This is a genomic window from Bartonella sp. PS7NMGDW (assembly GCF_042193585.1).
Lineage (GTDB): Bacteria > Pseudomonadota > Alphaproteobacteria > Rhizobiales > Rhizobiaceae > Bartonella > Bartonella grahamii.
This window is the reverse complement of sequence record NZ_JBHILX010000008.1, coordinates 18,988-44,601: the sequence shown is the minus strand read 5'-3', so window position 1 is coordinate 44,601 and position 25,614 is coordinate 18,988. Positions and strand designations below refer to the sequence as shown.

General features: G+C 36.8%; 21 protein-coding genes, 1 tRNA gene and 6 pseudogenes. 10 read left to right on the top strand and 18 right to left on the bottom strand.

From position 1 onward, the window contains the following. Positions 1-497: 497 nt before the first annotated feature. Complete coding sequence (locus ACFIKJ_RS05855; protein WP_375653856.1) at positions 498-1,475, top strand: outer membrane protein; 978 nt, start codon at positions 498-500, stop codon at positions 1,473-1,475. 326 nt (positions 1,476-1,801) lie between these two features. Here ACFIKJ_RS05855 and ACFIKJ_RS05850 read toward each other — a convergent pair. Then, positions 1,802-2,161 (bottom strand): annotated as a pseudogene (locus tag ACFIKJ_RS05850) (hypothetical protein); the annotation flags it as partial. A gap of 177 nt (positions 2,162-2,338) precedes the next feature. Between ACFIKJ_RS05850 and ACFIKJ_RS05845 the strand changes: the two are divergent. Together ACFIKJ_RS05845 and ACFIKJ_RS05840 are read left to right on the top strand one after the other, a co-directional pair. Beyond that, positions 2,339-2,532 (top strand): annotated as a pseudogene (locus tag ACFIKJ_RS05845) (hypothetical protein); the annotation flags it as partial. A gap of 6 nt (positions 2,533-2,538) precedes the next feature. Then, positions 2,539-2,838 (top strand): annotated as a pseudogene (locus ACFIKJ_RS05840) (BrnA antitoxin family protein). A gap of 51 nt (positions 2,839-2,889) precedes the next feature. Here the strand turns inward: ACFIKJ_RS05840 and ACFIKJ_RS05835 are convergent. Next, positions 2,890-3,416, bottom strand: a pseudogene (locus ACFIKJ_RS05835) (antA/AntB antirepressor family protein). A 59-nt stretch (positions 3,417-3,475) separates the two neighbouring features. Here ACFIKJ_RS05835 and ACFIKJ_RS05830 point away from each other — a divergent pair. From ACFIKJ_RS05830 to ACFIKJ_RS05820, 3 genes and pseudogenes are all read left to right on the top strand, one after another. Continuing rightward, complete coding sequence (locus ACFIKJ_RS05830; protein WP_375626205.1) at positions 3,476-3,730, top strand: hypothetical protein; 255 nt, start codon at positions 3,476-3,478, stop codon at positions 3,728-3,730. A 68-nt stretch (positions 3,731-3,798) separates the two neighbouring features. After that, positions 3,799-4,387 (top strand): annotated as a pseudogene (locus ACFIKJ_RS05825) (lambda exonuclease family protein). Between the two features lie 68 nt (positions 4,388-4,455). Then, a pseudogene (locus ACFIKJ_RS05820) lies at positions 4,456-4,660 on the top strand (helix-turn-helix transcriptional regulator). 99 nt (positions 4,661-4,759) lie between these two features. On the opposite strand, the gene ACFIKJ_RS05815 reads toward ACFIKJ_RS05820, so the two are convergent. From ACFIKJ_RS05815 to rpmH, 8 genes are all read right to left on the bottom strand, one after another. Continuing rightward, positions 4,760-4,844 (bottom strand) — tRNA-Leu (locus ACFIKJ_RS05815). A 112-nt stretch (positions 4,845-4,956) separates the two neighbouring features. After that, entirely contained in the window at positions 4,957-5,577 is a 621-nt protein-coding gene (locus ACFIKJ_RS05810) for a 2,3-bisphosphoglycerate-dependent phosphoglycerate mutase (protein ID WP_375627231.1), read from the bottom strand. Positions 5,578-5,605: 28 nt separating this feature from the next. Further along, complete coding sequence (gene dapB, locus ACFIKJ_RS05805) at positions 5,606-6,418, bottom strand: 4-hydroxy-tetrahydrodipicolinate reductase (RefSeq protein WP_375670343.1); 813 nt, start codon at positions 6,416-6,418, stop codon at positions 5,606-5,608. A 1,041-nt stretch (positions 6,419-7,459) separates the two neighbouring features. Further along, complete coding sequence (locus ACFIKJ_RS05800; RefSeq protein WP_208439566.1) at positions 7,460-8,152, bottom strand: glutathione S-transferase family protein; 693 nt, start codon at positions 8,150-8,152, stop codon at positions 7,460-7,462. A gap of 138 nt (positions 8,153-8,290) precedes the next feature. Next, positions 8,291-8,935, bottom strand: coding sequence for a ribosome biogenesis GTP-binding protein YihA/YsxC (yihA, locus tag ACFIKJ_RS05795; RefSeq protein WP_273788101.1), 645 nt, complete (start codon positions 8,933-8,935; stop codon positions 8,291-8,293). Continuing rightward, positions 8,932-10,770 carry a membrane protein insertase YidC gene (gene yidC, locus ACFIKJ_RS05790; protein WP_375648613.1) on the bottom strand — a complete coding sequence of 613 codons (1,839 nt, stop codon included), beginning with the start codon at positions 10,768-10,770 and terminating at the stop codon, positions 8,932-8,934. Before yidC ends, yihA begins: the two co-directional genes overlap by 4 nt. After that, positions 10,760-11,152, bottom strand: coding sequence for a ribonuclease P protein component (gene rnpA, locus ACFIKJ_RS05785; RefSeq protein ID WP_015856278.1), 393 nt, complete (start codon positions 11,150-11,152; stop codon positions 10,760-10,762). The genes yidC and rnpA overlap by 11 nt, the downstream gene beginning before the upstream one ends. Positions 11,153-11,269: 117 nt before the next feature. Next, positions 11,270-11,404, bottom strand: a complete 135-nt coding sequence (gene rpmH / locus ACFIKJ_RS05780; RefSeq protein ID WP_005864709.1) for a 50S ribosomal protein L34 — start codon at positions 11,402-11,404, stop codon at positions 11,270-11,272. A 595-nt stretch (positions 11,405-11,999) separates the two neighbouring features. Between rpmH and ACFIKJ_RS05775 the strand changes: the two genes are divergently transcribed. Continuing rightward, a complete protein-coding gene (locus ACFIKJ_RS05775; RefSeq protein WP_375670342.1) occupies positions 12,000-13,061 on the top strand; it encodes an Mrp/NBP35 family ATP-binding protein in 1,062 nt (353 codons plus the stop codon). Between the two features lie 386 nt (positions 13,062-13,447). Here ACFIKJ_RS05775 and ACFIKJ_RS05770 read toward each other — a convergent pair whose 3' ends face one another. From ACFIKJ_RS05770 to ACFIKJ_RS05740, 7 genes are all read right to left on the bottom strand, one after another. After that, positions 13,448-14,239: a pyrroline-5-carboxylate reductase gene (locus tag ACFIKJ_RS05770; protein WP_375670341.1), complete on the bottom strand. Its 792-nt coding sequence runs from the start codon at positions 14,237-14,239 to the stop codon at positions 13,448-13,450. Between the two features lie 55 nt (positions 14,240-14,294). Then, on the bottom strand, positions 14,295-14,540 hold the full coding sequence (locus ACFIKJ_RS05765; protein WP_330168884.1) for a hypothetical protein: 246 nt from the start codon (positions 14,538-14,540) through the stop codon (positions 14,295-14,297). Positions 14,541-14,641: 101 nt separating this feature from the next. Next, on the bottom strand, positions 14,642-15,010 hold the full coding sequence (locus ACFIKJ_RS05760) for a YraN family protein (RefSeq protein ID WP_375670351.1): 369 nt from the start codon (positions 15,008-15,010) through the stop codon (positions 14,642-14,644). A gap of 4 nt (positions 15,011-15,014) precedes the next feature. Beyond that, positions 15,015-15,902 carry a 16S rRNA (cytidine(1402)-2'-O)-methyltransferase gene (gene rsmI, locus ACFIKJ_RS05755; protein ID WP_375670340.1) on the bottom strand — a complete coding sequence of 296 codons (888 nt, stop codon included), beginning with the start codon at positions 15,900-15,902 and terminating at the stop codon, positions 15,015-15,017. 1,727 nt (positions 15,903-17,629) lie between these two features. Continuing rightward, positions 17,630-19,294 carry a 4Fe-4S dicluster domain-containing protein gene (locus ACFIKJ_RS05750; RefSeq protein WP_375670339.1) on the bottom strand — a complete coding sequence of 555 codons (1,665 nt, stop codon included), beginning with the start codon at positions 19,292-19,294 and terminating at the stop codon, positions 17,630-17,632. A 3-nt stretch (positions 19,295-19,297) separates the two neighbouring features. Continuing rightward, the gene (locus ACFIKJ_RS05745; protein ID WP_375651884.1) at positions 19,298-20,218 is read right to left on the bottom strand and encodes an electron transfer flavoprotein subunit alpha/FixB family protein; all 921 of its coding nucleotides are present in this window, start codon (positions 20,216-20,218) and stop codon (positions 19,298-19,300) included. A 51-nt stretch (positions 20,219-20,269) separates the two neighbouring features. Continuing rightward, the gene (locus ACFIKJ_RS05740; protein ID WP_375627246.1) at positions 20,270-21,016 is read right to left on the bottom strand and encodes an electron transfer flavoprotein subunit beta/FixA family protein; all 747 of its coding nucleotides are present in this window, start codon (positions 21,014-21,016) and stop codon (positions 20,270-20,272) included. A 525-nt stretch (positions 21,017-21,541) separates the two neighbouring features. Here ACFIKJ_RS05740 and ACFIKJ_RS05735 point away from each other — a divergent pair. From ACFIKJ_RS05735 to ACFIKJ_RS05725, 3 genes are all read left to right on the top strand, one after another. After that, complete coding sequence (locus ACFIKJ_RS05735; protein WP_375627247.1) at positions 21,542-22,378, top strand: hypothetical protein; 837 nt, start codon at positions 21,542-21,544, stop codon at positions 22,376-22,378. A gap of 178 nt (positions 22,379-22,556) precedes the next feature. Beyond that, positions 22,557-23,477, top strand: a complete 921-nt coding sequence (locus tag ACFIKJ_RS05730) for a sulfite exporter TauE/SafE family protein (protein ID WP_375627248.1) — start codon at positions 22,557-22,559, stop codon at positions 23,475-23,477. A 2-nt stretch (positions 23,478-23,479) separates the two neighbouring features. Next, positions 23,480-24,289 carry a TIGR02186 family protein gene (locus tag ACFIKJ_RS05725; protein WP_375627249.1) on the top strand — a complete coding sequence of 270 codons (810 nt, stop codon included), beginning with the start codon at positions 23,480-23,482 and terminating at the stop codon, positions 24,287-24,289. Positions 24,290-24,311: 22 nt separating this feature from the next. Here the strand turns inward: ACFIKJ_RS05725 and ACFIKJ_RS05720 are convergent, their stop codons facing one another. After that, entirely contained in the window at positions 24,312-24,593 is a 282-nt protein-coding gene (locus ACFIKJ_RS05720) for a DUF6460 domain-containing protein (RefSeq protein ID WP_375651883.1), read from the bottom strand. Between the last annotated feature and the right edge of the window lie 1,021 nt (positions 24,594-25,614).

The following is a 25,614-nucleotide window of genomic DNA, read 5'->3' as shown; positions in this document are numbered from 1 at the left end:
TCTCATCCTTTAGAAAATGGTAGAAAAAAGGTATGATTGTAGTATAAAATAGGTATATTTTTTATACTATATAGAATCTAAAGTATGCATTTTGGATATAAAAATATTGAGGTATTTATAATATTTTTAATGAATATCGATTTTTTAAAAATAGTTACATCATTTTTAGAATTTTTCTCATAAAAAAATTTATAAAATATACTATTTTGTTATTTTTTGCGTTTGTTTTGATACAAAATGCTTTATATTTTTATCATTTAAAAAATATAATAGGTATTTTTATTAAATATTTATTATTTGAAGTATTCATTATTCTAATATTTTAAAATTTATTTGATAATATTAAATTTTGATGTAATTATATATTAATCTAGTGATAGATTTAAATGTAACTATAAAGGAGTACATGCGATTTTTCGGCATAAGATTTTATAAAACTTTGTTTTTCTAAATGTGATTTTTGATTATATTTAAATTTAGCAATGGGGTATAATTTTATGAATACAAAATTTATAACAGCATCTTTTTTTTCTTTGATTTCATCTTCTATAGTACAGGCTGCAGATGTGGTGGCTCATGAGGAGCCAGTACACGTTGCCTCAGAAGTTGTTGCTTCTTCACCTTTTTCTTGGGCAGGTATTTATTTCGGGGGGCAAGTGGGTGGCTTTTCAGGTAAGACTTCTGCAATGACGCGTGATGTTGATATTCCTCTCTATCCTGATGAGGAGAGTAAAAGTAAACCATGGATACCTGTCGAGAAACAGTATATGCCTGAGCTTTCTGGATTTATAGGTGGTTTTTATGCAGGTGTTAATTTTGATCTCGGTAATAATTTTATTGTGGGGATTGATACGGATATGCTTTTAACGGAAAAAAAGGATACAAAAACAAGATTTCATGCTGATGAATCGAGTGCTGGTGGAACGGGCACTGAAGGAGCGGGCACTGAAGGAGCGGGTACTGAAGGAGCGGGTACTGAAGAATCGGCTTCTGATTCTGAGGGAGTAGGGACAGTAGAAAAAAGTCAAAAAAGGGCGAAACAAAAAAGGGCAAAACTTGTCAAGGGCCAGGGTAGAGGCTTTTCTCGCTCTGTTGCAGAGGGTAAAGAAGAGAAAAACAGTTTAACTTTTAATCATACGTTAAAACAAAAATGGACAGGTGCTACACGGGTGCGTGTTGGGTTTTCTGCGGGGCGTGTGATGCCTTATATTGCTGGTGGTGTCGCTTATGGACAGTTTCAAGATATTTTGTCGACAATAATTACGGGAGATGAGCCTTTTAATAGGACATCAGATGTAACAAAAACAATGATTGGTTATACTCTCGGTGGTGGTGTTGATTTTGCAATGACAGATCATCTTGTTGTGCGTGCGGAGTATCGTTACTCAGATTTTGGTAAAAAGAAATTTAAAGACGAGATTGAAGTTAAGTATAAGACGAATGATTTTCGCGCAGGAATAGCTTACAAATTCTAGTTTTGTAGGATAAAGGAGCTTAAATTTAAAAGGTTCTATCTCTTTGATAGGGCCTTTATTTTTTAAATGGTATGCATTGTAAATGCTATTTTATAGTGAAGAAAGGGTCTTTGATTTTGAGTGATGATGAGGAGATAAGAAAGAATTATTTAAATTCTTAATTGTTAAGAATAAAAATTCTTTGGTTCACAAGGTATAGTTAAAATATTTATTTGCAAAGAAGGAATGATTCGTTTTTTGTATTATTGCGGTTATCACATGATAATATCGTTATAGCGTTAAAAAAGTAAACTTAAAGATAGTTTTTCTATCTAAACAATTAGAAGATGAAGAAAATTCAACATGGCATTACGGTGCGCTCTTCCAAACTCACGGGCTGCTCTCTTTACTTCTTCACGGTCGACGGTTGTTTCGCGTAGTCGTTCAAGTGCAATTTTTTCGCTTTCAAGCGGAACTTGCATCTGCTCCAGTGTCTATTTTGTATTCATTGGCTCCATCTGTGGAGGCTTGTTTTATCTTTGTCTGTGGTTGTCCATCAGGCGCTAAAAGTGAAGCAGGGCGCTTTGTTGGATTCTCATTCCATATGGCGATTGCAAGAGCTTCATTGATAGAACCATCTTCAAAAAGAGCCTCATCAAATTTTCCTGTTTTAAATCGTGAAAAACCGTATTAGGAGAGACACGCATCTTTTTCACAAACGCACGAACCGATATGCTATGCCGTTTTTTTTATTCATAGTTTCTCTATTTTGAATGATTTGTCTGAATTATTGTACACTTTAATTTTATTGATGGTGTGATATTTTTCGTGTACATAAAAGTATATGAAGATAGTGTAGGATGGACCAATAAAGAGCTTTAAACATTGATAAACATAAGCTTGATTTTGCTGATGTTATTTACTTTGACTGGGAACATGCTCTTATTGATGCACAAATTCAAATCGCATGAGGGCTATTGGACATTTTTCTGATGGCATCGTAGTTGTTGTTTTTGCAAAGCTTGGCAATGAAGCGGTGTCCATTATCAATTTTCCTCAAGAGAATAAGAAAGAGAGGTTTTCAATGACTAAAAAAACCTTTGGAACAGGATGTGGCTACACAAAAGAAGATTGGGACGCTGTGGATTCCCCACCACTAACAGATGAAGAACTTGTAGGCCTAAAGCCAGCTAAAGAAGTTTTACGTGCTTCTTTTTTTATATGTAGCACAAGAACGCCGCAAATATGGGCGTCTACCAGTTGAATCTCCCAAATAGGCGGTTACTTTATTTCTTTACCAAAACGTTATTGCCTCTTTGTAAGAAACCGGGGAGAGACTGGCGCGTGCGTATGGGGAAGTTTTAAAAAAGCAAGTGGTATCTAAACCAACCACCTCCTCATTTTTAAGAAAGAGGAGGGGATTTCTGTTTTTTACTTATGCAGCTTTCATGAAAGATCTTTTTAAGACCTGTTTTACTTCTTTAATGAGAGCTTTATAATGTTCAAGTTCTTTTTCGAGTCCATTTGCATCTAACAAACGTTTTATCATCAATCCTAAGATCTCTTCAACACCGGCAGGTTTTTTTAAACACTCATAAGAAAATAATTCATAATCAACAGATTGGCTTTTCAACTTTTTTCGCATTCAATAAAATAGCGACATGTTTGACGTCCTTTCTTATTGCGTTTAACCATTGAGAACTCTTTTGCTATATCTAATCTAAGGTGATAATTAATTGCTGTAACAGCCCTAGATTTTACGCTTCCCAATTTTGGGAACCGCAAATCTTGTGTTTTTATGAAATCTTTTCCTTCTTCAAATTTATACTGATTAATACGATCTGTAATCCAATTAGAAAAACGTTTTCCTATTCCAAAAAATGTGTGCAACTCGCGTGCGTTTACTGTTTGAACAGCTTCCGGATTAATAACCTGTTCTCTAATTTCTATAAGATTGTTCATAAATAACTCCTTGTGTTTAGATGTTTTTGATTGACACTCAATAAAAGGAATATTTCCTTTTGATGCTACAGGGAGCAAAAATAACATCCAAGCGGTTGGTTCTACTCTCACCTACGCACGATGGAACAATGCTTCTTTCAGGTGTCTCTCTTGAACAAATGAATGAGATCAGAGAATTAATAGAACAGACAAGATCGGATGAAAGTAAGCTTCTCTCTTTCATAGGAGTAAAAAACTTCACAGATATGTCTTATAAACAAGCACAAACCGCTTTGTTTTCTTTGAAAAAAAGCAATGCTCTCGCAAATGAATAAAGCACAACAAGAGCAACAAACGGCGGTGTGAGATGGAGCAACGAACAGCAGAATAGTTTCAAGCACGCTTGGGTAAAGTCACCGCATCTAATGTCTACAGCGTACTCAGTAAGGCAGCAAAATGTTTTCTGAAAAGCAAATGTGAAGATTACAAAATGAAACTCATAATAAGAGCGCTTAACAGGAGAAATAAGCCAATCTCATACAACACCTGCTATGCAATGGGGCATTGAACATGAGGATGATACCTTGAAAGAATATGCATTCATTTATAATGTCGATATAATAGAATGTGGATTCATCCAACATCCTACAATAGAAATAGTTGATGCAAGTCCTGATGGGTTCATTGGAGAGGACGGTTTAATTGAAGTCAAATGTTCACAATCAACGACTCATCTTCGTTTTTTTGTATATGACGAAATCAAGCCAGAATATCACGTACAGATGCAATTCCAAATGGCATGCACCGGACGCAAATGGTGTGATTTCATGGACTATAATCCAAACTTTGTAGGTAAATCTACTGGTTTGAGAATGAAAATCAAACGCATCCTCCATGATGAGAAACACATTGAAGAGATTAATAAAACTGTTGAAACCTTCTTAGCGGAAATAGAACAAGAGATGCACAAGATTTTGACAAAAGCCGCTTAAACCTATGGGGGTGCTTCCCCCAACACCCCCGCCCATTTAATTAATATAAAAAAGAGAAAGGCAATGAGATGATACTTGATGATGGAGATAGATATGTAACAACCCGTGAATGTGCAAAGCTTTTTAGTGTATCCACAACCACAATTTGTAATTGGGTATTTCAAAGGGGTATTTCCAGAACTATATAAGCTAGGTAGAGCAGTGAGGTGGAGAAAGAAAGAGATCTTAACCGTCACTCCAAAGAAAAATAAGGAGAAAATAGGAGTAAATTAGGTAAAGTTGTATAAACCGTATAAGGTGGTCTAAAAGCTGGTCTGAAAATGGCTATTTAAAGAAAAAATCTATATATTTCAATATGTTTAATAAATAAAATGGTGCCCAAAAGAGGACTCGAACCTCCACGCCTTGCGGCACAGGTACCTGAAACCTGCGCGTCTACCAATTCCGCCATCTGGGCTCATAAAATTGATCTAAGCGTATGAAGCAATTCTGTCAATGAAATTATAGAATTTATTTTTTTAGCTTAAAACGATTGAATTGATTTTTTGGGAGATCATGATTTTAGAAGTTTAAGGTGCGAGGACTGTCTTCGATAAAATTGTTGAATCCGGACTAAATGTATAAATAATAGGAATGCCGGTTGCTAATTCTTGAGATATAATTTCCTCACCGGAGAGGCCTTCAAGCGCCATAATAAGAGCACGAAGAGAGTTTCCATGCGCTGCGATCAAAACAGTTTGGGAGCGCAAAATATGAGGCTGGATGTGGTAAAGATAATAAGGCCAGATGCGCGCACCGGTGTCGCGTAGGCTTTCTCCATTCGGGGGCGCAATCGTATAAGAGCGGCGCCACATTTGCACTTGCTCTTGTCCCCATTGTTGGCGTACTTCATCTTTATTTAAACCAGAAAGATCACCATAATTACGTTCATTTAATGCGGGATTTTTTATCACTTCTAAATCTGATTGTCCCATTTGCTCTAAAATGTGCTGAGCCGTTTTTTGAGCACGCTGTAAGGCAGATGTATAAGCGATATCAAACTTCAAACCATATTCTTTCAGTTTTTTTCCTGCTTCTATCGCTTCTGCATGACCTTTTTCTGTTAAATCGGGATCTTTCCAACCGGTAAAAAGGTTTTTGAGATTCCATTCACTTTGTCCATGACGAATTAGTACAAGTATGCGTTCCATTATGAATTGCCTCTATTCTATTGATTGTTTAAAATTCATCGTTCAATCCCAAAACATCGAGCATTGAATAAAGACCGTTTTCATGATTTTTTGCCCACAAAGCTGCTTTTAATGCGCCATTGGCAAAGATAGAGCGTTCTTGCGCTGTATGTGAAAGAACAATGCGCTCATGGGAACCGGCAAAAATGACACTGTGTTCTCCAACAACTGTTCCACCACGTGAACAAGAAAAGCCAATGGAGCCTTTTTCGCGTTTACCTATATAACCATTGCGTTCGTTGACACGCACATTTTTAAGCGTAACATTGCGCCCTTCAGCTGCTGCTTGGCCAAGAAGAAGGGCTGTTCCAGAAGGGGCGTCAACTTTGTTCGCGTGATGCATTTCATAAACTTCGATATCAAAATCATTGGCTTCTAATGCTTTAGCGGCTTTCTTTACAAGGTTGGCCAAAAGATTTATTCCAAGGCTCATATTTCCGGATTTGACAATTGTTGTATATTTCGCAAAATCTGCAATTTTTTCTTCTTCTGTTTTGCTAAATCCTGTGGTGCCAATAATATGGACAAGTTTTTTTTGAGCAGCGTAGTTAGCATAAAGAATACTGGCTTCTGGTTGAGAAAAATCTAAAATACCTTCTGTGTTAGAAAAGGCATTTTCAGGATCGTCAGTAATGCCAATCCCAAGAGAATCTGAACCAATTAAGGCACTGGCATCTTTTCCTACAAACGGTGAGCCTTTGCGTACAAGAACAGCACAAAGCTCTACATCTTTCCTCTGTTGGATTGCTGTAATGAGTTCACGTCCCATTCTCCCATTTGCACCAACAACTGTAAGGCGCATTCTTATCTCCTTATAATACTTCACTGTGCAGTATAGGCAAATTCTTGCCTTCTTTCCAATGGTTCTTTTTCTTTATAGGAAAAAATTTTTCCTGCTTTAATTTATCTTCTTGTGCTGTAAAACACTGTTGTTTAGAGCAAGTGATATAAGATTTACAAATTTAAATTAGAGATGTTTTTCGTTAGAGTGTGTCATGAATATTCCTAAATAAGGTTTGCTTATGAAACCTAATGAAGATTGTGTATTACTTCACGTTTTTGTTTCTTTCGTTCTTTAAGGGGGGCGTTCTTTATGCAAAACAAGATCTCCCAAACAAATACACCTATGTTGTCAATTTATGCTTTTCTTTAATATTTTTTCACACACCAATTCCATGTGTGATGCTTAAGCAAGCGATATTGATTGTTTCAAATTTGATGAAGGTAATGAGAAAAAGGTATTTGGAATTGATGATTCAAGTTAAAAAAACGATTATTTAATCATTTTATATCAATATGTTATCCATTAATAAAATCACGTAAAAGGGGGTAGAAATAAGGGACCAACAAGAAGTTGAATTGTTTATACATGAGAATTGGTCGGATTCTTTATCTTTTAGGAAAGTCAGTTGAAAAAATTGTTATGTTGTAAAAACGCATGATGAGGCTTTGTTTGTTATAGAGAAAATAGTATATATGTTATGTAGTGCGTTTTTTCATATATTGAGGAGAATGGAGGATAACATGTGTTAAGTATTGTTATTTTATTTGCCTAGCTTCCAGTGATGCTACAGCTCTTATATTTAAAGAGATTCTTTAAAGTCTTTTCTTAAATAATTTTTATTCCTATGCTAATCTTTTTTGTGATACGTCAAGAAAGTGATTTTTTTCATGCATTATAAGGGGGGATGAAATAAGAAAATATTATGGGGGGCTTATTCTCTGTTTAATATGATTCTAAATCAATGTATTACCGTATTGTTTATACGCATGCATAAAAATTCATAAGCCTATAAATATCCTTTAGATAAAATATCGTTTTTACTTTTTTTGTGGAAGAAGGCTAGAAATCAAGATCTGCATAGTGAGCACTTGCAACAATTCCGCGGACGCGATCTGTTAAAAGAGAACGAAAAGAAGGGCGTGATTTAATTCTCATATACCAGTCTTTGGCAGCAGGAGATTGTTCCCAGTCAATTTCCCCTAGAAAGTCAAGTACAGAAATAGAGGCTGCTGCTGCTAGGTCTGCATAGGACAAGGCAGAACCGACTAAGCTATCGCGAGAGGCACAGAGCCAGTTGAGATAGTTCATATGTGGTAAAATATTGGCACGTGCATTGCGTAAAATTTGTGAATTAGGAGCACCACCACCAATGGCAAGTGGCATTTCACGTTTATGGATTCGTTCTCGTACGATATGGCGCGTTGCTTCATTTTCGAATTTATTTAAGAACCAGTCATTGAGACGGCGTACTTCCGCACGATCTAAAGGATTTTCCGGAAAGAGCTTATTGTCTTGTCGTAAACTTCCATGTGTTTCGTCTAAATATTCGCAGATAACAAGAGGACCTGATAATGGAACCTCGTGTTCATCGAGAAAAACAGGAACATGACCAGCGGGATTGAGGGCTAGAAATTCGTGTCTTCTTGCCCATTCATATTCTTCAATCAGTTGAGTGGTTACACCATATTCCCCAAGAATGAGGCGTATGAAGCGCGAGGCAGCGGATAGGGGAGAGTGAAAAAGTGTCAGCATAATTTACACTATCAAATAGAGTTGATGAGAATTCTTTCAAGTAATCATTTTTATAAAGATGCTTGACTAGAAGTACAAGATCATTAGCAGCTGCTAGTAATTATAATTAATAAATTGTTAATAATAGCAATTGTTCTTTTATGCGATGGTTTGCAAAATGGCAGCACGTAATTCTTCTAAACCGAGAGCTTTTTCTGAAGAGGTTACAAGAAGCTCAGGATAAGCTGCCGGACGTTTGAGAAGCTTTGTTTGTGTGCTCATAATTAATTTTTCCAAGGCATTTGATTTGATTTTATCGCTTTTTGTCAAAACAATTTGATAAGAAACGGCTGCTTTATCAAGGAGAGCAAGAACATCTTCATCATTGTTTTTGATTCCGTGTCGTGAATCAATTAAGATATATACACGTTTTAATGTTGTGCGCCCCCGTAAATAGCTAAAAATCAAATTTGTCCACGCATCGACCAGATTTTTAGGAGCAGCAGCGAAACCATAACCAGGCATATCTACTAATGCTAGAGGGGGAAGATCTCCCAGCTGTCCACTGAAGCCATCGGGGACAAAATAATTAAGCTCTTGAGTCCGTCCTGGTGTATTTGAGGTGCGTGCTAAGCTTTTTTGTTGGACGAGTGCGTTTATTAAAGATGATTTTCCAACATTGGAACGTCCTGCAAATGCAATTTCTGGTGGTCCTTCAGGGGGGAGAAAGCGTATTGCTGGTACACCACGAATAAAAATCCAATTGCGAGAAAAAATTCCAGAAAGGGAAGAATCTCTTGTCATTCATGCACTTCTTTTTTGGGTGATTTTCTCCACATGGTTTTCAGATTATCGAAAAGCTCAATTTTAACTCCTTGGCGCTTCATCATGATACCTTGCTGAATGATTGATAATATATTGTTCCATGCCCAATAGATAACGAGACCAACAGGAAAAGAGGCGAGCATAAAAGTAAAGACAACAGGCATCCATGTGAATATCATCGCTTGCGTTTGGTCTTGAGGAGCGGGATTCATACGCATTTGTAAAAACATCGTTATTCCCATAATCAAAGGCCATGCACCAATCATAAGGAATGTTGGAGTTGTATACGGTAAGAGACCAAACAAGTTAAAAAGAGAAGTTGGATCGGGTGCCGCTAAATCTTCAATCCAGCCAAAGAAAGGGGCATGGCGCATTTCAATGGTGATATAGAGAACTTTATAAAGAGCAAAGAATATTGGGAATTGAACCAACATTGGCCAACAACCAGCAAGGGGATTAATTTTTTCGGTTTTATATAGTTCTATTATTGCTTGTTGTTGCTTGGTTCTATCATCGGGATATTTTTCTTTTATTTCTAGCAACCGCGGTTGTAAAAGCTTCATGCGTGCCATAGATTTATAAGATTTATTGGCTAGAGGAAAAAGAAGAGTTTTTAAGAGCACCGTGACAAGAAGGATGGCGATACCAAAATTTCCTGTTTGTTTATAAAGGACATCAATGAGAGAAAACATTGGTTTGGTGATGAAATCAAACCAGCCCCAATCAATTAAAAGAGCAAACTTTTTGATTTTTAGGTCATTTTGATAGTTATTAATAATTTCAACTTGTTTTGCACCAGCAAAAAGCCGATTTGTAATAGTTTTTGTTTCATTTGGAGCAATCGTTAAAAGCGATCCTAGTAAGTCAGACTGATAATGCGTTTGCAAACGATCAAAATAAATAAAACGGCTTGTATATTCTTTATTTTGCGGGGGAATAACTGCTACAGCCCAATATTTATCGGTAATACCAATCCAACCTCCTGTTACTTTGGAGAAAGTCATGCTCTTTTGCCCATTATCAGGATTTGGATCAAGCTCTGCTAAGGTTTTATATTTTTCAGTTTTGAGCGAATCTCCTGCAATACCTATCATACCTTCATGAAGTAAATAGGTTGCATTTGTATGTTCTGGTGGTGCTGCACGAGCAACGCGGGCATAGGATGAGAGATATATTGGTTGATCACTTTCATTGCTGATAGAATCTTCAATGGTAAACATGAAATGATCATCAACAGAAAGAATACGCCGGAAGATCTGTCCTTGTCCATTATTATAAATTAAAGTGATAGGTGTTGAAGGAGTCAGGATTGTATTGTTTCCCTCTATTTGCCATTGTGTATCCGATTGTGGCAAAGCTTTTGCTGGTAAAGATGCACTTGCAAAACCAAATTCAGCAAGGTAGGTCGTTTTGAAACCCTTAGGATTCAGCAAATCGATTTCCGGTGATTTTTTATCGACTGTTAAACGATATTTTTTGAGGTGAAGATCATCAAATTGTGCACCAACAAGATTAATAGAGCCTTCCAGTTCATTGGTTTTGATCGCAATACGCTTTGTTTTGGCCAATACAGCTTTCCGGATTTCAGGTGTCATTGGCTGTTCGATGATAGATGTTGCTTGATGCGTTGAGGTATCGTCAGAAAAATTCGTCGTGGTAGTAGAAAGGGTTGATTGTTGTTTTGACAATTGCTGTGTGATGACTTGTTGTTTTTGTAACTTTGCTTGTTTGGGAGCAACATGAAGAAATTGCCATGCGATGAGCACTACGAAAGATAAGCCAATAGCGATAAAGAAATTGCGGTTATATTCCATCCGTACACCCTTGTTGTTGTTGCTGATGTTTTATTTTTGGTTTTATTCGCCGATTTAATTCACTAATTAAGGATGTAAAAGGCGCATGTAACGCATCACGATATGCTACAATGACATAGTCTGTTCCTGCTTCCATGTGGTTTGTTACACCAACTCTTACGGCTTCACGCAAGCGCCTTTTGATACGATTGCGTTTCACAGCATTACCGTTTTTACGGGTAACCGTGAAGCCTACACGTGCAACAAGAGAATCTTTTCTTTCTGTTGTTTGTTCACGAGATTTAACTTCGAGCAAAAATAAAGGACCACGCCGCTTTTCTCCTGTACGGACAGCCAAAAAGTCTGCTCTTTTGCGAATACGGCAGGGATGTTTTTTCTTCATAAAAGAACATTTCGCAATTTCACTAAATGCCTGCAAGCAGGCATTAGAGGTTCATAACAAAAGTTTCACAACGAAGAAATGGTGAGCAATCCTCAACGGTTGTGAAAATTTAAATGGTTAAGCAGAGAGCCGCTTACGTCCACGAGCACGTCTTGCAGCAATAACTTTACGTCCTCCAGCTGTAGCCATGCGTGCACGAAACCCATGGCGGCGTTTACGGACAAGTTTAGAGGGTTGGTAAGTACGTTTCATTTATTTAAATACCGCGGAGTGCGGCCCTTCTTAATCTTCGTTTTATGAGCAGTTATGCGCGAGATGAACGATTTTATCCTATCATACGGCTGTTAACCCATAAGGAAAAATATAAAAAAAGTCAATCTTAGATTGTTTTTCTCGCTCTTGAAAGAATACAAAACACCTTACAACCGTCTGTGATATTTTTTTACGATACTGTAAGAGTGTCAGAAATAACGATTGAGTCTACAGAAAATAAATGACTAGGGCGTTAAAGAATTAAAGAAAGTGTGACTGATTACTGTATACTCAATTTAAAGTATCCTTTAATATTAAAAAAATTTTTTCAGTTTTTGTTTTTACAAAATTTTTATCAGAACATTCATTAAAGTGGTTGTAGAAAAATACGATTGATAGGATTTTATAGCAGATTTTATGTTTGAGATTCTTTATTTAAGGATGGTTTCATATTTTTAAAGAGAAAAGAGATAAGATATAAGTAATTTATACTTTATAATTCTGAGTAAAGTAGAAAATTATCAGGTGATGAACCTGTAAGTATTTTTCGTTCTTATGCTTGTATTTGCTGGTATTTTTATAGAGAGGAAAGAACTTGGATTCTATTACAAGTGAGGCTGTCCGCAACGTATTACGTAAAATCAAAGGACCAGATCTTGAAAGCGATATTGTGTCGTTGGGGCTTCTTTCAGAAATATTGATTGCTGATGGTAAGGTTTTTTTTTCCATTACAGTTCCTGATGGAGGTGTGCAAGAATGGGAATCATTGCGTCGTTCTGCTGAAAAGATGGTATGTGCTTTGGAGGGAGTGGAATCTGTGGTTGTCACACTTACAGCAGAAAAAACAACAAAGGCAGCACCTAAACAGAGAGCAAATCTCTTACCGAGCAAAATGCCCATAGAAGGTGTGCGACATGTGATTGCTGTTGCTTCTGGAAAAGGAGGGGTCGGAAAATCTACGATGGCAATAAATATCGCCTTAGCTTTACAAGATTCTGGTTTCAAGACGGGGGTGATGGATGCTGATATTTATGGTCCATCTTTGCCGCGTTTGACAGGACTTGTTAATCAAAAACCACAGCTCATTGAAGAAAAAAAGATTCAACCTCTTGAAAAATTCGGACTTAAATTGATGTCGATGGGATTTTTGGTTGAGGAAGAAAAGCCGGTAGTATGGCGTGGTCCTATGGTTATGGCAGCTGTAACGCAATTGTTACGAGATGTTTTATGGGGACCCCTGGACGTTTTAGTCGTTGATATGCCGCCTGGAACAGGGGATGCACAATTAACGCTTGTCCAACAGGTACAGTTAACAGGTGCGTTGGTTGTCTCTACGCCCCAAGATCTTGCTTTAGTGGATGCGCGTAAAGCAATAGAAATGTTCATGAAAGTCAATGTTCCTATTTTAGGAATTATTGAGAATATGAGTTATTTTATCGCTCCTGATACAGGAAAACGCTATGATATTTTTGGCTATGGTGGTGCACGGGCAGAAGCGGAACGTCGAGAATTTCCTTTCTTAGCGGAAATACCGCTTGATGCGGCTTTACGATTTTCTTCAGATGAGGGGATCCCTATTTTTGTTGCTAAGCCTAGTGAAGAGCATACTAAACTGTATCGTAAAATTGTTGATCAAATAAAAAATAAACTCTTTTGAATGTTTTTTTAAGAGAGTTTATTAAAACACGATCATGAAAGACATAAAAATAGTTTCTTCTTTGTAAGGGAAAGTTTTAATGTGAGAATGGAGTATATTAGGTTAAATAAACAAAAATTATTCATGCGTTTGAATAACCTGAAGGGAGAACAAATTGGTTGGAGCCATGAGGCAGAAAAAAATATTGGACTTGAGGCTAAAAGAAGAAGACAGAAAATAAAAATAATTTAGAAAAATTGTAAAAGGTTGTAAAAAATATTTTAAAAATCAATTCTCTTCATAAGATGATATCTTTTTCAGGTGTAAAAAGCATTTTTCGATGTGAGTTTTCGTGATATAAATCTTCAACATTTAGCTCTTTCTTATTGAGATGATAAAAATATTGGTCAAGTCTTTTTAGAAGCATTCATTTTTTGCAAAGTAGCCTCAAGAGCTGTTGTTAAAGCATTCCTTCCCCCTTGTTGAGAAAAGCAATTTGACAAAAATTCATTTGTTCCATCCTTTGTTGAAAACTCTTTTTCAAGCAGTGCAAAATCGAGAGATATAGAACGATCCGTTGCTATAATTTTACGCATTTCATCCGTAAGGTTTCCAAACATCATGGTAAGGAATTCTGTGGATTGCTGTTTTTTTAACCCTTGTGTTATAAACCATTGATGGGCAGTTTCTATAAAATTGAAATATACTCCCATAAGTGAACCAGCTGTCATAAAAAGATTAAACTGCTCCTCCTTATCTAGCACCAATGTGCCTCCCAATGCATCAAATAAAGTGCGTAAAAAGGGATGATCAGGATAGATTGGTGTCAAATTCTTGCATTCTGCAACAAAAGGTAATGGAACAGCACGATAAACTTTATGATTAATCCACTCTTCTATTTCTGCTGCTTTTGCCATAGCAAGTACGGAAATAACCAGCTGTTCTGGACGAAAACGAAGAGAGCGCAAAATGCCTTCTGCAATTTGGTTGGGCAAGCAAAGAAAAACACAATCACTAACATCGAGCAACGCTTGGTTATTTTCAGCAATCATAACTTTGTCATAAGTGTTTGAAAGGCGCTTTGCTGTTTGTGCATTGCGAGGCGAAACAATAATGGAAGAAACATCAAAGGTACTTGTCATTAGGCCATTCACCATTGAAGCACTGATTGTACCTGTTCCCAAAAAGCCAAGTCTCATTTCTATTTCTCAGTTTTATAATTTAAAAGGAATCTTAATCAACATCTCAAGTGTTTTAACTAACATAAACGCTAATTGAAGAAGCAACACATAACATAGCAAAAATAATCAAGCCCAAATAGATTTTAGGCTTGTCAAAGAGAACGGCAAAAGCAGAAAACCAACCAACAACAGCTGCGGCTAATGCAAATAAAAAACCAGGTTTATTCATAAGCACAATATGCATTGCCATTAAACCACCAATAATCAACGCTCCAAAAACAATGAGCAAACCTGTTGCAAACTTTTCATAATCATCCATATTTCGCTCCTTATAGCGCTAATTATTACACACTTTTTAACGCATATGCACATAAAAACGAAACGTTTTTTATTGAGTATGGTTAAAATGGGGGCTGCCTTTTATTGATCAGATGTAAAAAATGCAGGGATATGCTGTGGCCAACGCCAAGGTAAAACTGCAATTAAATCAAAGCGTACAGACAAAAGGGCATAATCTTTTTGCCGTGCGAGCCAAATATCGGCAGCTGCTTCAATTCGCCTTTCATTCATTCGGGAAACCGCTTCCATTGCTTCAGCCAACGTTGAACGTGCTTTAACTTCAACGATTAACACAAGATTTCCGCGTCGTGCAATTAAATCAATTTCCCCACATTTTGTTTTAAAACGTCTTTCGGCAATGTGAAATCCTTTGCAACGTAACCACCAAGCTGCCAATTTTTCTGCACGAACCCCTCGATAAAAAGACTTTTGTCTGCGTTTTTTTTGTATCATTTTACGCATTTTTTAAAAAGATTAATCGCTGAAAAAGTTCCTGCTTTTTAAAACCGGTTTTTTTTGCAACAAAAGCTGCTGCTTGAGCAGCAGAATGTGTCCGTGCGCGTTCTAATAGCATTTCATCAATTTCTTGATGACTTATCACATTTAAAGAAGAAGATGATTCCCCAACAAGCACAACAATTTCCCCACGAATATGTGCTTGTTTTCTATAATTTTCCAACAAATTCCCCAAATTGGAAACATCTACTGTTTCAAACTTCTTTGTTAATTCACGACAAATGGCAGCAGGTCGATCAGCCGAAAAAAGAGTGACCATATCCTGTAAAGTTTCAACAAGACGATGCGGTGATTCATAAAAAATCAAAGTTGCTGGAATCTCTTTTAATTGTTCCAACCGTTTTCTGCGCTGTAGCTTGCGTGCACTCAAAAAACCTGCAAAAAAAAAGCTATCAGTAGGAAGCCCTGTCGGTATAAGAGCGGCTAAAAGAGCAGATGCTCCAGGAATAGGAATAATTTTATGACCAGCTTTACGGGCTTCTTCCACCAATCTAAATCCAGGATCAGAAATAAGTGGTGTTCCCGCATCTGACACAAGCGCTACTGTTTTGTTTTCTGCTAAAGCCGCTAAGAGCTTCGGACCCGCTTTTTGCGCATTATATTCATGATAGAGAAAAGGTTTTTTTTGAATACCGTAACGTTCCAACAAAACACGTGTTACCCGCGTATCCTCACAGGCTAAAATATCAATTCCTGCAAGCACTTGCAAAGCACGAAGCGTAATATCTGCAAGATTTCCGATAGGCGTTGCCACAAGATAAAGCCCTGATTCTATAACGGGTGCAGAATAAGCATGCGCACCTATAAAATATGCTTTTTCACACATGCTCTTTTCTTTTCATCAAATTTCCCTCACCACAAGATTTTTATCCATACTCATAAGTCATTTTGGCTCATTTTTACCAGCACATTTTTTATCCTTATAAAGGCTTACCTTACTCGAATAATCGATTACTCTCTAATAAGATAATCTCATCTTTAACGTCTTAATCTAACATTATTATCTATTTTGATCTGCGTTATCTTTTTTAGTAAAAAAAATTCCACCAATATTCTATCAGCTCCATGATTTTCTATAAAGTTTTTCCTTCGAGAACCAAAAAACAATTTTACCTATGCCACCATCTCACGCTTGGCTGTGCTCTTTTAAAACTAAGATTTTTAGATTATTTCCATAACGCCTATCTTTCAAATATTCTCTTGATATCCAAACTATTTTTCTGAGAAAATATAAACAGCCTGTTTTGAAACATAAACAGCTAACTGTATTGTTATTGATCAAATATAAGCCCTTATCAGCAAAATATTTGATTTTTTCATATTCTCTACAGCTTTAACAGTATGAATGAGTACCTTAGAAATGTTTAAGGCTAATTTTTATCTTAAAGATTTGATTTATAACGGAGAGTTTATCATTTTGCATATTGATTAAGAGCTATCTCTTAAAAACAAGCCCATAAATATAATGCGTAAAAAGCGGGGATAATCCGTGGTCTTTTCTTTTTAAAAGATATTGTGATTCTTTTGAAAGTTCTAAAACTGAATGGACAGATGATAGTAAAGAGGAAAACAGGTTTTTTCCTTTCAGATTTTATATTCTTGCTAAATGAAGCTGTATTTTCGTTTCAGAGATTACTCAAATAGAATAGGCAATATTTTTTCTCTAACTACAAAAGCTGGAACGGCGCGCAGAGCTTTCATTAACCTTAATCTTTCTTTTAAATATATCACTTGTGTTAAATTTGGATGTTGATTGACAAGCAACAGCGAAAGCACAAGCTTTATAAGAAAAACAACCCTATAAAACGCGTCATAGAGTGGTTATGAAAGCTATTTTGGTTTTTTATCAGATGGTTTTGCTAATAGCGATAGTCTCCATGGCTTGGCATCTGCTTATTCTTACGGTGTTTGTACACATTCATTGCAGTATATTGGTAAAGGTTAGATGCAAGGCGATTATCCTTGATGAAAAAATAAAAGGTTAATGTAAGGTTAAAGATTTTTTTTCGTGTCATTATCAGTAGAACCATTGAAAGGGCTTGAACAAGCATGCTCTTTATTTCGTTATCTCGCAACGTTTTTTCTACATTTGTCTGTGGTTTTCTTTAGTGAGCATTACTTGGCAAAGTTTAGGAGAAAAAATAAACTTGAAACGCATCGTCATGGCTTTTGTTCTTGGCTAGTTAAAACAATTGATGTTTCTTATGAGGGGCTAAAAGCATTTTGGATCATGTGGGAGAGGGAGCAAAGTAGAGCGGACTTATTTTCCTTCTTTTCGAGAAGCGCGGCTGTTTCTTTATTGCAGAATTTTCAAGAATATATTCATTATTGTTTTGTCATTTAGATAAAAATTTTTGATAAAAATATGTTATGTTTTGCTATTGAAAAAAGTCATACGGTGGGGAGAGTGTTTTATATAAGAATAGAGTCCTTTTTACATTGTGTATGCAGGAAGGTGATTGATAGATTTCTGATCTGAGGAGAATATTTTTATTCATTGCGTTTTGTATATTTCAATTTTAGGAGAATGAACAATGATTATACATTGGGGAATTACATATTGGGATAGAAGGGGCCCTCATTGCCTTGCGGACAGATCCAAGTGATATTTTGGTTCGGATCTTTGATGTCGCATGTTTTACAATGTATGCAATTTGAAGCGTTGATCATATAAGTCAGATGATCATTATCCTCTAGCCACTCGTAGACAGCGGCGGGGCAATAGCGTGTAGAGGGTCCTCCATAGATTGCATATTCGGAGTCTTTTTGTTTTTTTAATGAGGCTATTTTTAAATGGCAAGGTTGATTTTCTTCATGGTGCGTATTGGAAAGGGCAACACTTGAAAGGCGATCAAAGGTTACAACGCCATCTGGTTTTGGGTAAGCAATGGGTTGAAATTTTTCTGCTGGTTCAAGATATGCATAATCTTCCTTTTTGTGGGGGAGTGTTTTAAATAAGGAAAATCCGAACAGTTGTTGCCACCACATATCAAAACCGGCAAGTTTAATTCCATATTTTGTCCCATATTTTGCCCAAAGCGGTTTGGCATTTCGCACTTTATAAAGATCTTTGCCAATGGGACCTTTTCGCCACTGTTCTTCGATTTCTTTGACCTCATCATGGGCACGCCCTTGGGCGAGAGCGGCAGCGATTTTATCGGCAGCTAATATGCCAGATAAGATGGCATTGTGTGAGCCTTTGATACGAGGAACATTGACAAAGCCAGCAGAGCAGCCAATAAGTGCTCCACCAGGAAAGGTGAGTTTTGGTACAGATTGCCAACCTCCCTCGCTGATAACACGTGCACCATAGGAAAGACGTTTTGCACCTTTGAAGATTTCATAGAGTTTTGGATGTGTTTTAAAACGTTGAAATTCTTCAAAAGGAGAAAGATAAGGATTTTTGTAATCTAAGTGCACAACAAAACCGGCAGAAATGATATTGTTTTCTTGGTGATAAAGAAAGCCACCACCACCGGTATTATTGTCCAAAGGCCAACCCGTGAAATGTTGCACTAAACCGCGTTGGTGTTTATGGGGATCAATTTCCCAGAGTTCTTTGAGGCCAAGACCAAAATTTTGTGGTTCACGATTTTTGCTAAGATTAAAATGTTGTATCAGTTGTTTTGCAATTGAGCCGCGTGCTCCTTCCGCAATCAGAGTATATTTTGCCAATAAAGCCATACCAGGCATATAATTTTTTCCAGGGGTTCCATCTTTGTTAAGCCCCATATCTCCGGTGAGAACACCAATGATAGCTCCGTTATCTTTTTGGATGATGGGTTCTGTTGCAGCAAAACCAGGATAGATTTCAACACCCAACGCTTCAGCTTTTTTGCTTAGCCAGCGGCAGACTTTCCCAAGCGAAACGATATAACATCCGTTATTTGATAAGATTTTGGGATGCAAAATATTGGGCAATAGTGTCGCTTTTTGAGGCTTTAGAAAAAAAAATTGGTCCTGTGTGACAGGGGTTGTGAAGGGATGGTCGTTGTCATTTCTCCATTCTGGTAAGAGTGTATCGATACCAATGGGGTCAACAACTGCGCCCGAGAGAACATGTGCACCAACTTCGGTCCCTTTTTCAACAATTGTGACAGAAAGCTCAGGATTAATTTGTTTAAAACGAATTGCGGCAGAAAGCCCTGCAGGTCCCGCTCCGACAATGACTATATCAAACTCCATACTTTCACGTTGGTCATGCAGAGATGTATTCATAACTTATAAAGCTTTCTCCAATTCTGGAATAATTTGGTGGAGATCACCTACAAGGGTGTAATCGGCAATTTGCATTATAGGAGCTTCTTCATCTTTATTAATGGCAACAATAACTTGTGCATCCATTATACCGGCTAAATGCTGGATTGCACCGGAAATGCCAACGGCGATATAGAGTTCAGGGGCAACGACTTTTCCTGTTTGTCCAATTTGCCAATCATTGGGAGCATAGCCTGCATCAACTGCTGCGCGGCTGGCACCTAAAGCAGCATTTAATTTGTTTGCAAGAGGAAGAAGAAGGGCCATAAATTTCTCTTGAGAACCAAGACCACGCCCGCCTGATATAATAACACGTGCAGAGGTAAGATCAGGACGATCACTTTTGTTGGTTTCTGCTTTTACGAAAGAAGAAAGATTTGGATTAGGAGCTGGTGTTATTATTTTAATGGGAGCAGAATCATTTTGGGAAGGCGTTGGGGTGAAAGAAGCGGTGCGAACTGTTATAATCTTTTTATAATCATTGGTGCGTACAGTTTCAAATGCATTGCCTGCATAAATTGGTCGTTTGAAGGTATTGGGTGAAAGAATGGCGGTAATGTCTGAAATTTGCATAAGATCAAGAAGAGCTGCTACGCGCGGCATCACATTTTTCCCAGTACTGCTGGATGCTGCCATGATCACATCATAATCATTTGCTAACGTGAGAATTGTATCTGCCATAGGCTCGGCAAGTTGATGGGCTAAATAGTCTGCTTTTGCAATAAGAACTTGCCGCACACCACTAAGTTTAGCACTATTTTCCGCTATCGTTTGAATTTTTTCTCCGCAAACCAGAATATCGATATCATTACTGAGTGCGCGTGCAGCGGTGAGCACTTTTGCTGTTTCTTCTGTATTATGATCAGCCAATAAAAGAATTGCCATAAGTTTTTGCCCTTTTATGTGAGTGTTGCTTTTACTCTAGTGGTGAGAATATTAAATGCAGTTCTTTTGTTTTAGTGCACTGACAAGCTCTGCTACATTCGCCACTTTAATACCGGGTTGACGGGGTTTTGGCTCTTCAACGCTTAAAATTGTTAAGCGTGCTTCCGTATCGATGCCAAGATCAGCAAGAGATTTTTGTTCAATGATTTTCTTTTTTGCTTTCATGATATTGGGGAGAGAGGTGTAACGCGGTTCATTGAGCCGTAGATCGGCGGTCATAACCATGGGAAGGGGAAGACAAAGAGTTTGTGTTCCATTATCAACTTCACGAGTAACTGTAGCATGCCCATTTTCTATATTAAGATGTGAGGCAAAAGTTGCCTGTCCCCAACCAAGAAGAGCAGCGAGCATTTGTCCTGTTTGATTACTATCGTCATCAATTGCTTGTTTTCCTAAAAAGACCATATCGGGTTTTTCTTCATCAACAATAGCTTTGAGAACCTTAGCAATTGCTAAGGGTTCAAGTGTTTGATCCGTTGTGACAAGAAGTGCGCGATCAGCGCCCATTGCAAGTCCTGTTCGTAGAGTTTCTTGGGCTGCTTCTGGGCCAATTGAAACAAGAAGAACTTCTGAAATTTTACCGGATTCTCTCTGGCGAATAGCCTCCTCCACGGCTATCTCATCAAAAGGATTCATAGACATTTTTACGTGAGACAGATCAACACCTGTACTATCGGGTTTGACGCGTATCTTGATGTTATAATCAACAACACGTTTGACAGCGACAATTATCTTCATAATGATCCTCTTTGTTTGTATGCCCACAAGTTTATAGCAATACTCATAAGAAACCAAATTGTTTAGAATGAAGTCTCATTTATAACTTGTGTTCTCTTTGATATAAGCTTTTTTACGTTTACTTGTACTTTCTCGTCGTTATTTTCAATCTTCATATTTTGCATTGCTATAATTGCCTTATTTGCTTGAATAAAAAGTAAAAAAATCAATCTGTCTTGTGAGAATATTCTTTTTTAGTTTCTTATGCTTTGTTTATGATGGTGCAATAGGCCCTTTATACAATGAAAAATTAAGTGAAAAAGATAAAAATGGGGGAATGATTTTGCTCTTCAAATCTTGAAGACAGAAAAATTAAAGAACTTTCTTTCAAATATTTTGGATAAAGATTGGGGAAAAATATTTCTAACAAATGCGCAAAATAAAAAGTTTTTAGGAGTTCTTAAAGCTCTATTTACTAAAATAGACCACACTTTCTCATCATTTGTTGCGATTCTTTTCAAAAAGGTTAATGAGGGGTAAGCGTTTGTGAATACGAAGGGTCATACGATCGATCAGGCGACCAATCAGGTTAGGCATGGTAAATTCTTTTCTTTTGTTGAACAGAAAGAGAGAATGGATACTTCTGTAGAAGTAACGATGTCAGATATTGCTCAAAAATTACGCACCGTTTATACGCAAATGCAAATGAAGCATCCGCCCCATTCTTTGATGCAGCAGAGTTCTGTAGAAGAGCATTTTAAATCTTACTTAGATGATATTAGTAGAGCCATTTTGGCTGAACATTATATGCGTCGTCAAAGAGAAAAAAAGCTTTTTGAGTCTTTAGAGCAGATTAAAACAATTGTTAAAAGTTTGCAGAGTGAAAAAAAAAGCTTAGAAGAAGAAGCGGTAACACGACGGGTATCTCGTTCAAAATCACCTGATTCTGTTGTACAAAAACTTGCTCATATGGAATGTAAGGACAATCAAGAACGTTTATTCCTTCAAAAGGTGCAAAATTTTTCGAAACAAAACGGTATAATTCCACTCCAAACAAATGTTGAAAATACGTTGCAGCAAGAAAATAGAAGCTCTTTGCCCAGTGATGCTATTTTGCTAAGTGATGCTCTGAAACCTTCTTTTAAAAAGGATGAGGGAGTAGTGAAGCGTGCTATAATAGAAGAAAAGGGTATGATGGGTGTTCAGGCATCTAATCATTGCAGTGAGAATGATTTTTCTTCTTTAAAGGTGCAGTCTCGGAAACATGTCTCGTTTTTATCTTATTTGGTAAAAAAAAGTGTTCTTTGTTTTTTAACCGTTGTATTTGTGCTAGCGATAACGTTATGTCTTTATAGCTTTTTAAAAGGAGCTCGTTTTTTTTAATTTGTATGATGTTGATGTTAATAGATGTGAAATGTATTGCGCATTCGTGTTTGTGCGAAAGCTATAGAAACTAAAATTATTCTTTTAAACACGCAACAGAAATTATTGGAAAAGAGGATAATTGGAGAAGGATTCTCTAGTTGTAAAAAAACCTCAAATTATCTTGAAGGTTCTGTAAGTGAGTATTTATTTACCAATTGCTGAAATGTCACTCAATATGCTGATCTTGATTGGTATGGGAGTCGTTGCTGGTTTTTTTTCAGGCCTTTTTGGAATCGGTGGTGGGTTTCTCATCACACCGTTATTGATTTTTTATAATATTCCTCCTGCTATTGCTGTTGGAACAGGCGCTAACCAGATGATTGCGTCATCTGTAACAGGAGCAATTACACATTTTAGAAGACGTACGCTCGATATTAAACTTGGTATTCTTTTGGCGATTGGAGGAGGAGGTGGTTCTTTAATTGGGATTCAGGTTTTCTCTGTTTTGAAAAAGTTAGGTCAATTAGACTTAATGATTTCGCTTCTTTATGTGATTCTTCTTGGAAGTGTAGGAAGCTTGATGATCGTTGAAAGTTGGTATGATATGATGCGCAAGCGTAAGGCAGGAAAAGCCAATATTCGTCTTGCTGGTCGACATAACTGGATTCATCGCTTACCCTTAAAAATGCGTTTTCGGACATCTATGATATATGTTAGCATTATTCCAGTTTTAGGGATTGGTCTCATTGTGGGATTGTTGTCTTCTATTATGGGAATTGGTGGGGGGTTCTTTATGATACCAGCATTGATTTATCTTCTGCGTGTTCCAACCAGTGTGGTGATTGGGACTTCACTTTTTCAGATTACATTTGTGTCTTCTTTCACGACAGTTTTGCAAAGTGTGACTAATCAGTCCGTTGATATTGTCTTGGCTTTTTTGTTAATGCTTGGAGGAAGTATTGGTGCACAATATGGAACAAGGGCTGGACGGAAGTTAAAGGCTGAACAATTGCGTATGGCGCTTGCATGTTTAGTGTTGATTGTGTGTATGCGTCTTGCTTTTCAATTATTTATACGCCCTGATAATCTTTTCTCTTTGGATATTCTTATGAGATAAAAATGGGTAGATTATTTTCTTTATACATCATTGCAGGTTGCTTTTGTTTTATTTCTTTTTCTACATGGTCACATGTTGGGACGCCAGCTACATTCATTGATCAAGTTGACCACGAAACTGTCCAAATTATCGTAACAACGAATACGATTACTGTGGATGCAAATTTTGCTGGTCGTGATCTTTATATTGCTGGTGTTTTGGAAAATATTGATCCGTTATATTCTCGACAGAACCGTTATGATATTGTTGTAAGCTTGGAGGGACAAGATCGGACAATGGTGATGCGAGAAAAAAAACGCAATGCCGGTGTATGGGTTAATACAGATTCTCTTATTTTTAAAAAGGTTCCTCTTTTTTACTCTATGGTCACAACGCGTGAAATTGGCGATATTACGAGCATTGAAGATTATAAACGCTTGGGGTTAGGATTACTCTATTTGCCATTGCAGACGGATGAACAAGATCAGAAAAAAATACAAATCTTTCGCGATGAACTTATAAAGTTGCAAAAAGCTAAAAGCCTTTATTATGAGGAAGTGGGTGGGGTTCGTTTTGGTTCTGACACACTTTTCACAGCACATTTTCGTTTGCCAGCAAATATCCCGGTTGGACATTATAAAGTTCGTGCTTATCTTTTTCGTGATGGACAGTTTATTGATAGTGCAACAACGACTCTTGAAATTGTTAAAGCACATATCGCTTATACAATTTTTTATGCAGCGCACAAGTATCGTTTTTTATATGGTATTGTTGCAGTGATTATTGCTATTACTACAGGATTTTTATGTCGTTTGATTTTTCGAAAAGATTAACGCAAGGAAAATGTTAAGGCTTTTATTTTTTATGAAAAATTCGTAAGATAAGAAAAATAGGCACAACAATAATAGCTCCCGTCATAGTTATATGGAAGAAATTTGTAAGCGTTATAAATCCTGCTTCCCATAGTGATTTAAAAAAATCTACTATTTTGTGTATGAGGTTTCGGTGTGTCCATCCCAAAAAATTCATTACGATGCCAATGAAGAATGACAGGATAAGCAATTTTAGACTAACGCTGCTTAATTTTCTTCCAAGAAACGCACGAAAAGAATCTGATAATCTTTTTTTCCGCTTCATTTTAATATACTTTCGAAGATCGTGTTTCTTATTGTATTATCATAGTGCGGCGATGTTACTATCATAAAGCAAAAACATTTTTTTATTTTTTCTTACTTTTTTGAGTTTATCACCTTTAGTCTGATTAACGGTGCTGGTTTTTGAAATATGCACATGTTTTATTGCATTTTTGCGATATTTTCATGGCGCTTCTTTTATTAAATGAAGGGAGATCCTTTCGTTTCTGAGAATTTGTAGAGAAATTTTATAACGTTTCGATATTTCGCATCAGAGTGAGAGTTTTAGCATATTGAAGATTTTGTAACAAACTTATTATTGTCGTGTATAGAAATAATATTTCAAGACAGTTTACTTAAAAAAAGACTATCTATTCTAATAAGGGTGTGCTTATATAGATATTATATTCAGATATTTCAACCTTAGTGCATTGAAAAGATCTTTTTTTCTGAAAAAATATAAGCAATGAATTGAGTGTTGTTAAAGGAGCAAAGATATTTAAATACGATATTGAAAAAAGTTTTGTTATGTACGGACGCGTGAGGGAATGTTAGAGGTTTGTGGTGCCCGTGCTCCTTTTATTTGGAAATAAGATATAATGAGAAGCCGTTATTTAGTGGAGAATTATGGAAAAATTCAAAATTCCTTTTGCAGAAGAGGTAGAGGTGCTTGATGTTGGACGATGGGCAAATTTTTCTGTTTTGTTGAAATAATCAAGTTATTATGAAGGCTTTTTGTTATTAAGATTTTTGAGCTAACAGGGGATAGTTCTTTGATGGCATAAAAACGCTAGAGTAAAGAAGAGGTAAACTTGTTCGACAAGAGAGAAGAAATCTTTGTCTTATAGCTTTCAATGGTAGACGTTGTAATATTATCAATAGATTGGTGATGGGTTATGTCATTCATCATATATTAGATTGTTTCTCGGTGCATATTGGGGGTTGGTTTGTAACTATGGGCAGGAGGAGTGGTTGATAAGTGATGTTGTTTGAACGTTTTAATACTTTATCTCTCAGAGCCTATG

What these genes read in the sequence shown, in the direction of transcription:
- yihA (WP_273788101.1), bottom strand. Translation starts at nt 8,935, where the DNA reads ATGACAAGAGATTCTTCCCTTTCTGGAATTTTTTCTCGCAATTGGATT.
- dapB (WP_375670343.1), bottom strand. Translation starts at nt 6,418, where the DNA reads ATGCGCCTTACAGTTGTTGGTGCAAATGGGAGAATGGGACGTGAACTC.
- ACFIKJ_RS05725 (WP_375627249.1), top strand. Translation starts at nt 23,480, where the DNA reads ATGGGTAGATTATTTTCTTTATACATCATTGCAGGTTGCTTTTGTTTT.
- ACFIKJ_RS05750 (WP_375670339.1), bottom strand. Translation starts at nt 19,294, where the DNA reads ATGAATACATCTCTGCATGACCAACGTGAAAGTATGGAGTTTGATATA.
- rsmI (WP_375670340.1), bottom strand. Translation starts at nt 15,902, where the DNA reads ATGTGTGAAAAAGCATATTTTATAGGTGCGCATGCTTATTCTGCACCC.
- ACFIKJ_RS05855 (WP_375653856.1), top strand. Translation starts at nt 498, where the DNA reads ATGAATACAAAATTTATAACAGCATCTTTTTTTTCTTTGATTTCATCT.
- ACFIKJ_RS05720 (WP_375651883.1), bottom strand. Translation starts at nt 24,593, where the DNA reads ATGAAGCGGAAAAAAAGATTATCAGATTCTTTTCGTGCGTTTCTTGGA.
- ACFIKJ_RS05800 (WP_208439566.1), bottom strand. Translation starts at nt 8,152, where the DNA reads ATGCTGACACTTTTTCACTCTCCCCTATCCGCTGCCTCGCGCTTCATA.
- rpmH (WP_005864709.1), bottom strand. Translation starts at nt 11,404, where the DNA reads ATGAAACGTACTTACCAACCCTCTAAACTTGTCCGTAAACGCCGCCAT.
- ACFIKJ_RS05770 (WP_375670341.1), bottom strand. Translation starts at nt 14,239, where the DNA reads ATGAGACTTGGCTTTTTGGGAACAGGTACAATCAGTGCTTCAATGGTG.
- ACFIKJ_RS05740 (WP_375627246.1), bottom strand. Translation starts at nt 21,016, where the DNA reads ATGAAGATAATTGTCGCTGTCAAACGTGTTGTTGATTATAACATCAAG.
- ACFIKJ_RS05745 (WP_375651884.1), bottom strand. Translation starts at nt 20,218, where the DNA reads ATGGCAATTCTTTTATTGGCTGATCATAATACAGAAGAAACAGCAAAA.
- rnpA (WP_015856278.1), bottom strand. Translation starts at nt 11,152, where the DNA reads ATGAAGAAAAAACATCCCTGCCGTATTCGCAAAAGAGCAGACTTTTTG.
- ACFIKJ_RS05765 (WP_330168884.1), bottom strand. Translation starts at nt 14,540, where the DNA reads ATGGATGATTATGAAAAGTTTGCAACAGGTTTGCTCATTGTTTTTGGA.
- ACFIKJ_RS05810 (WP_375627231.1), bottom strand. Translation starts at nt 5,577, where the DNA reads ATGGAACGCATACTTGTACTAATTCGTCATGGACAAAGTGAATGGAAT.
- yidC (WP_375648613.1), bottom strand. Translation starts at nt 10,770, where the DNA reads ATGGAATATAACCGCAATTTCTTTATCGCTATTGGCTTATCTTTCGTA.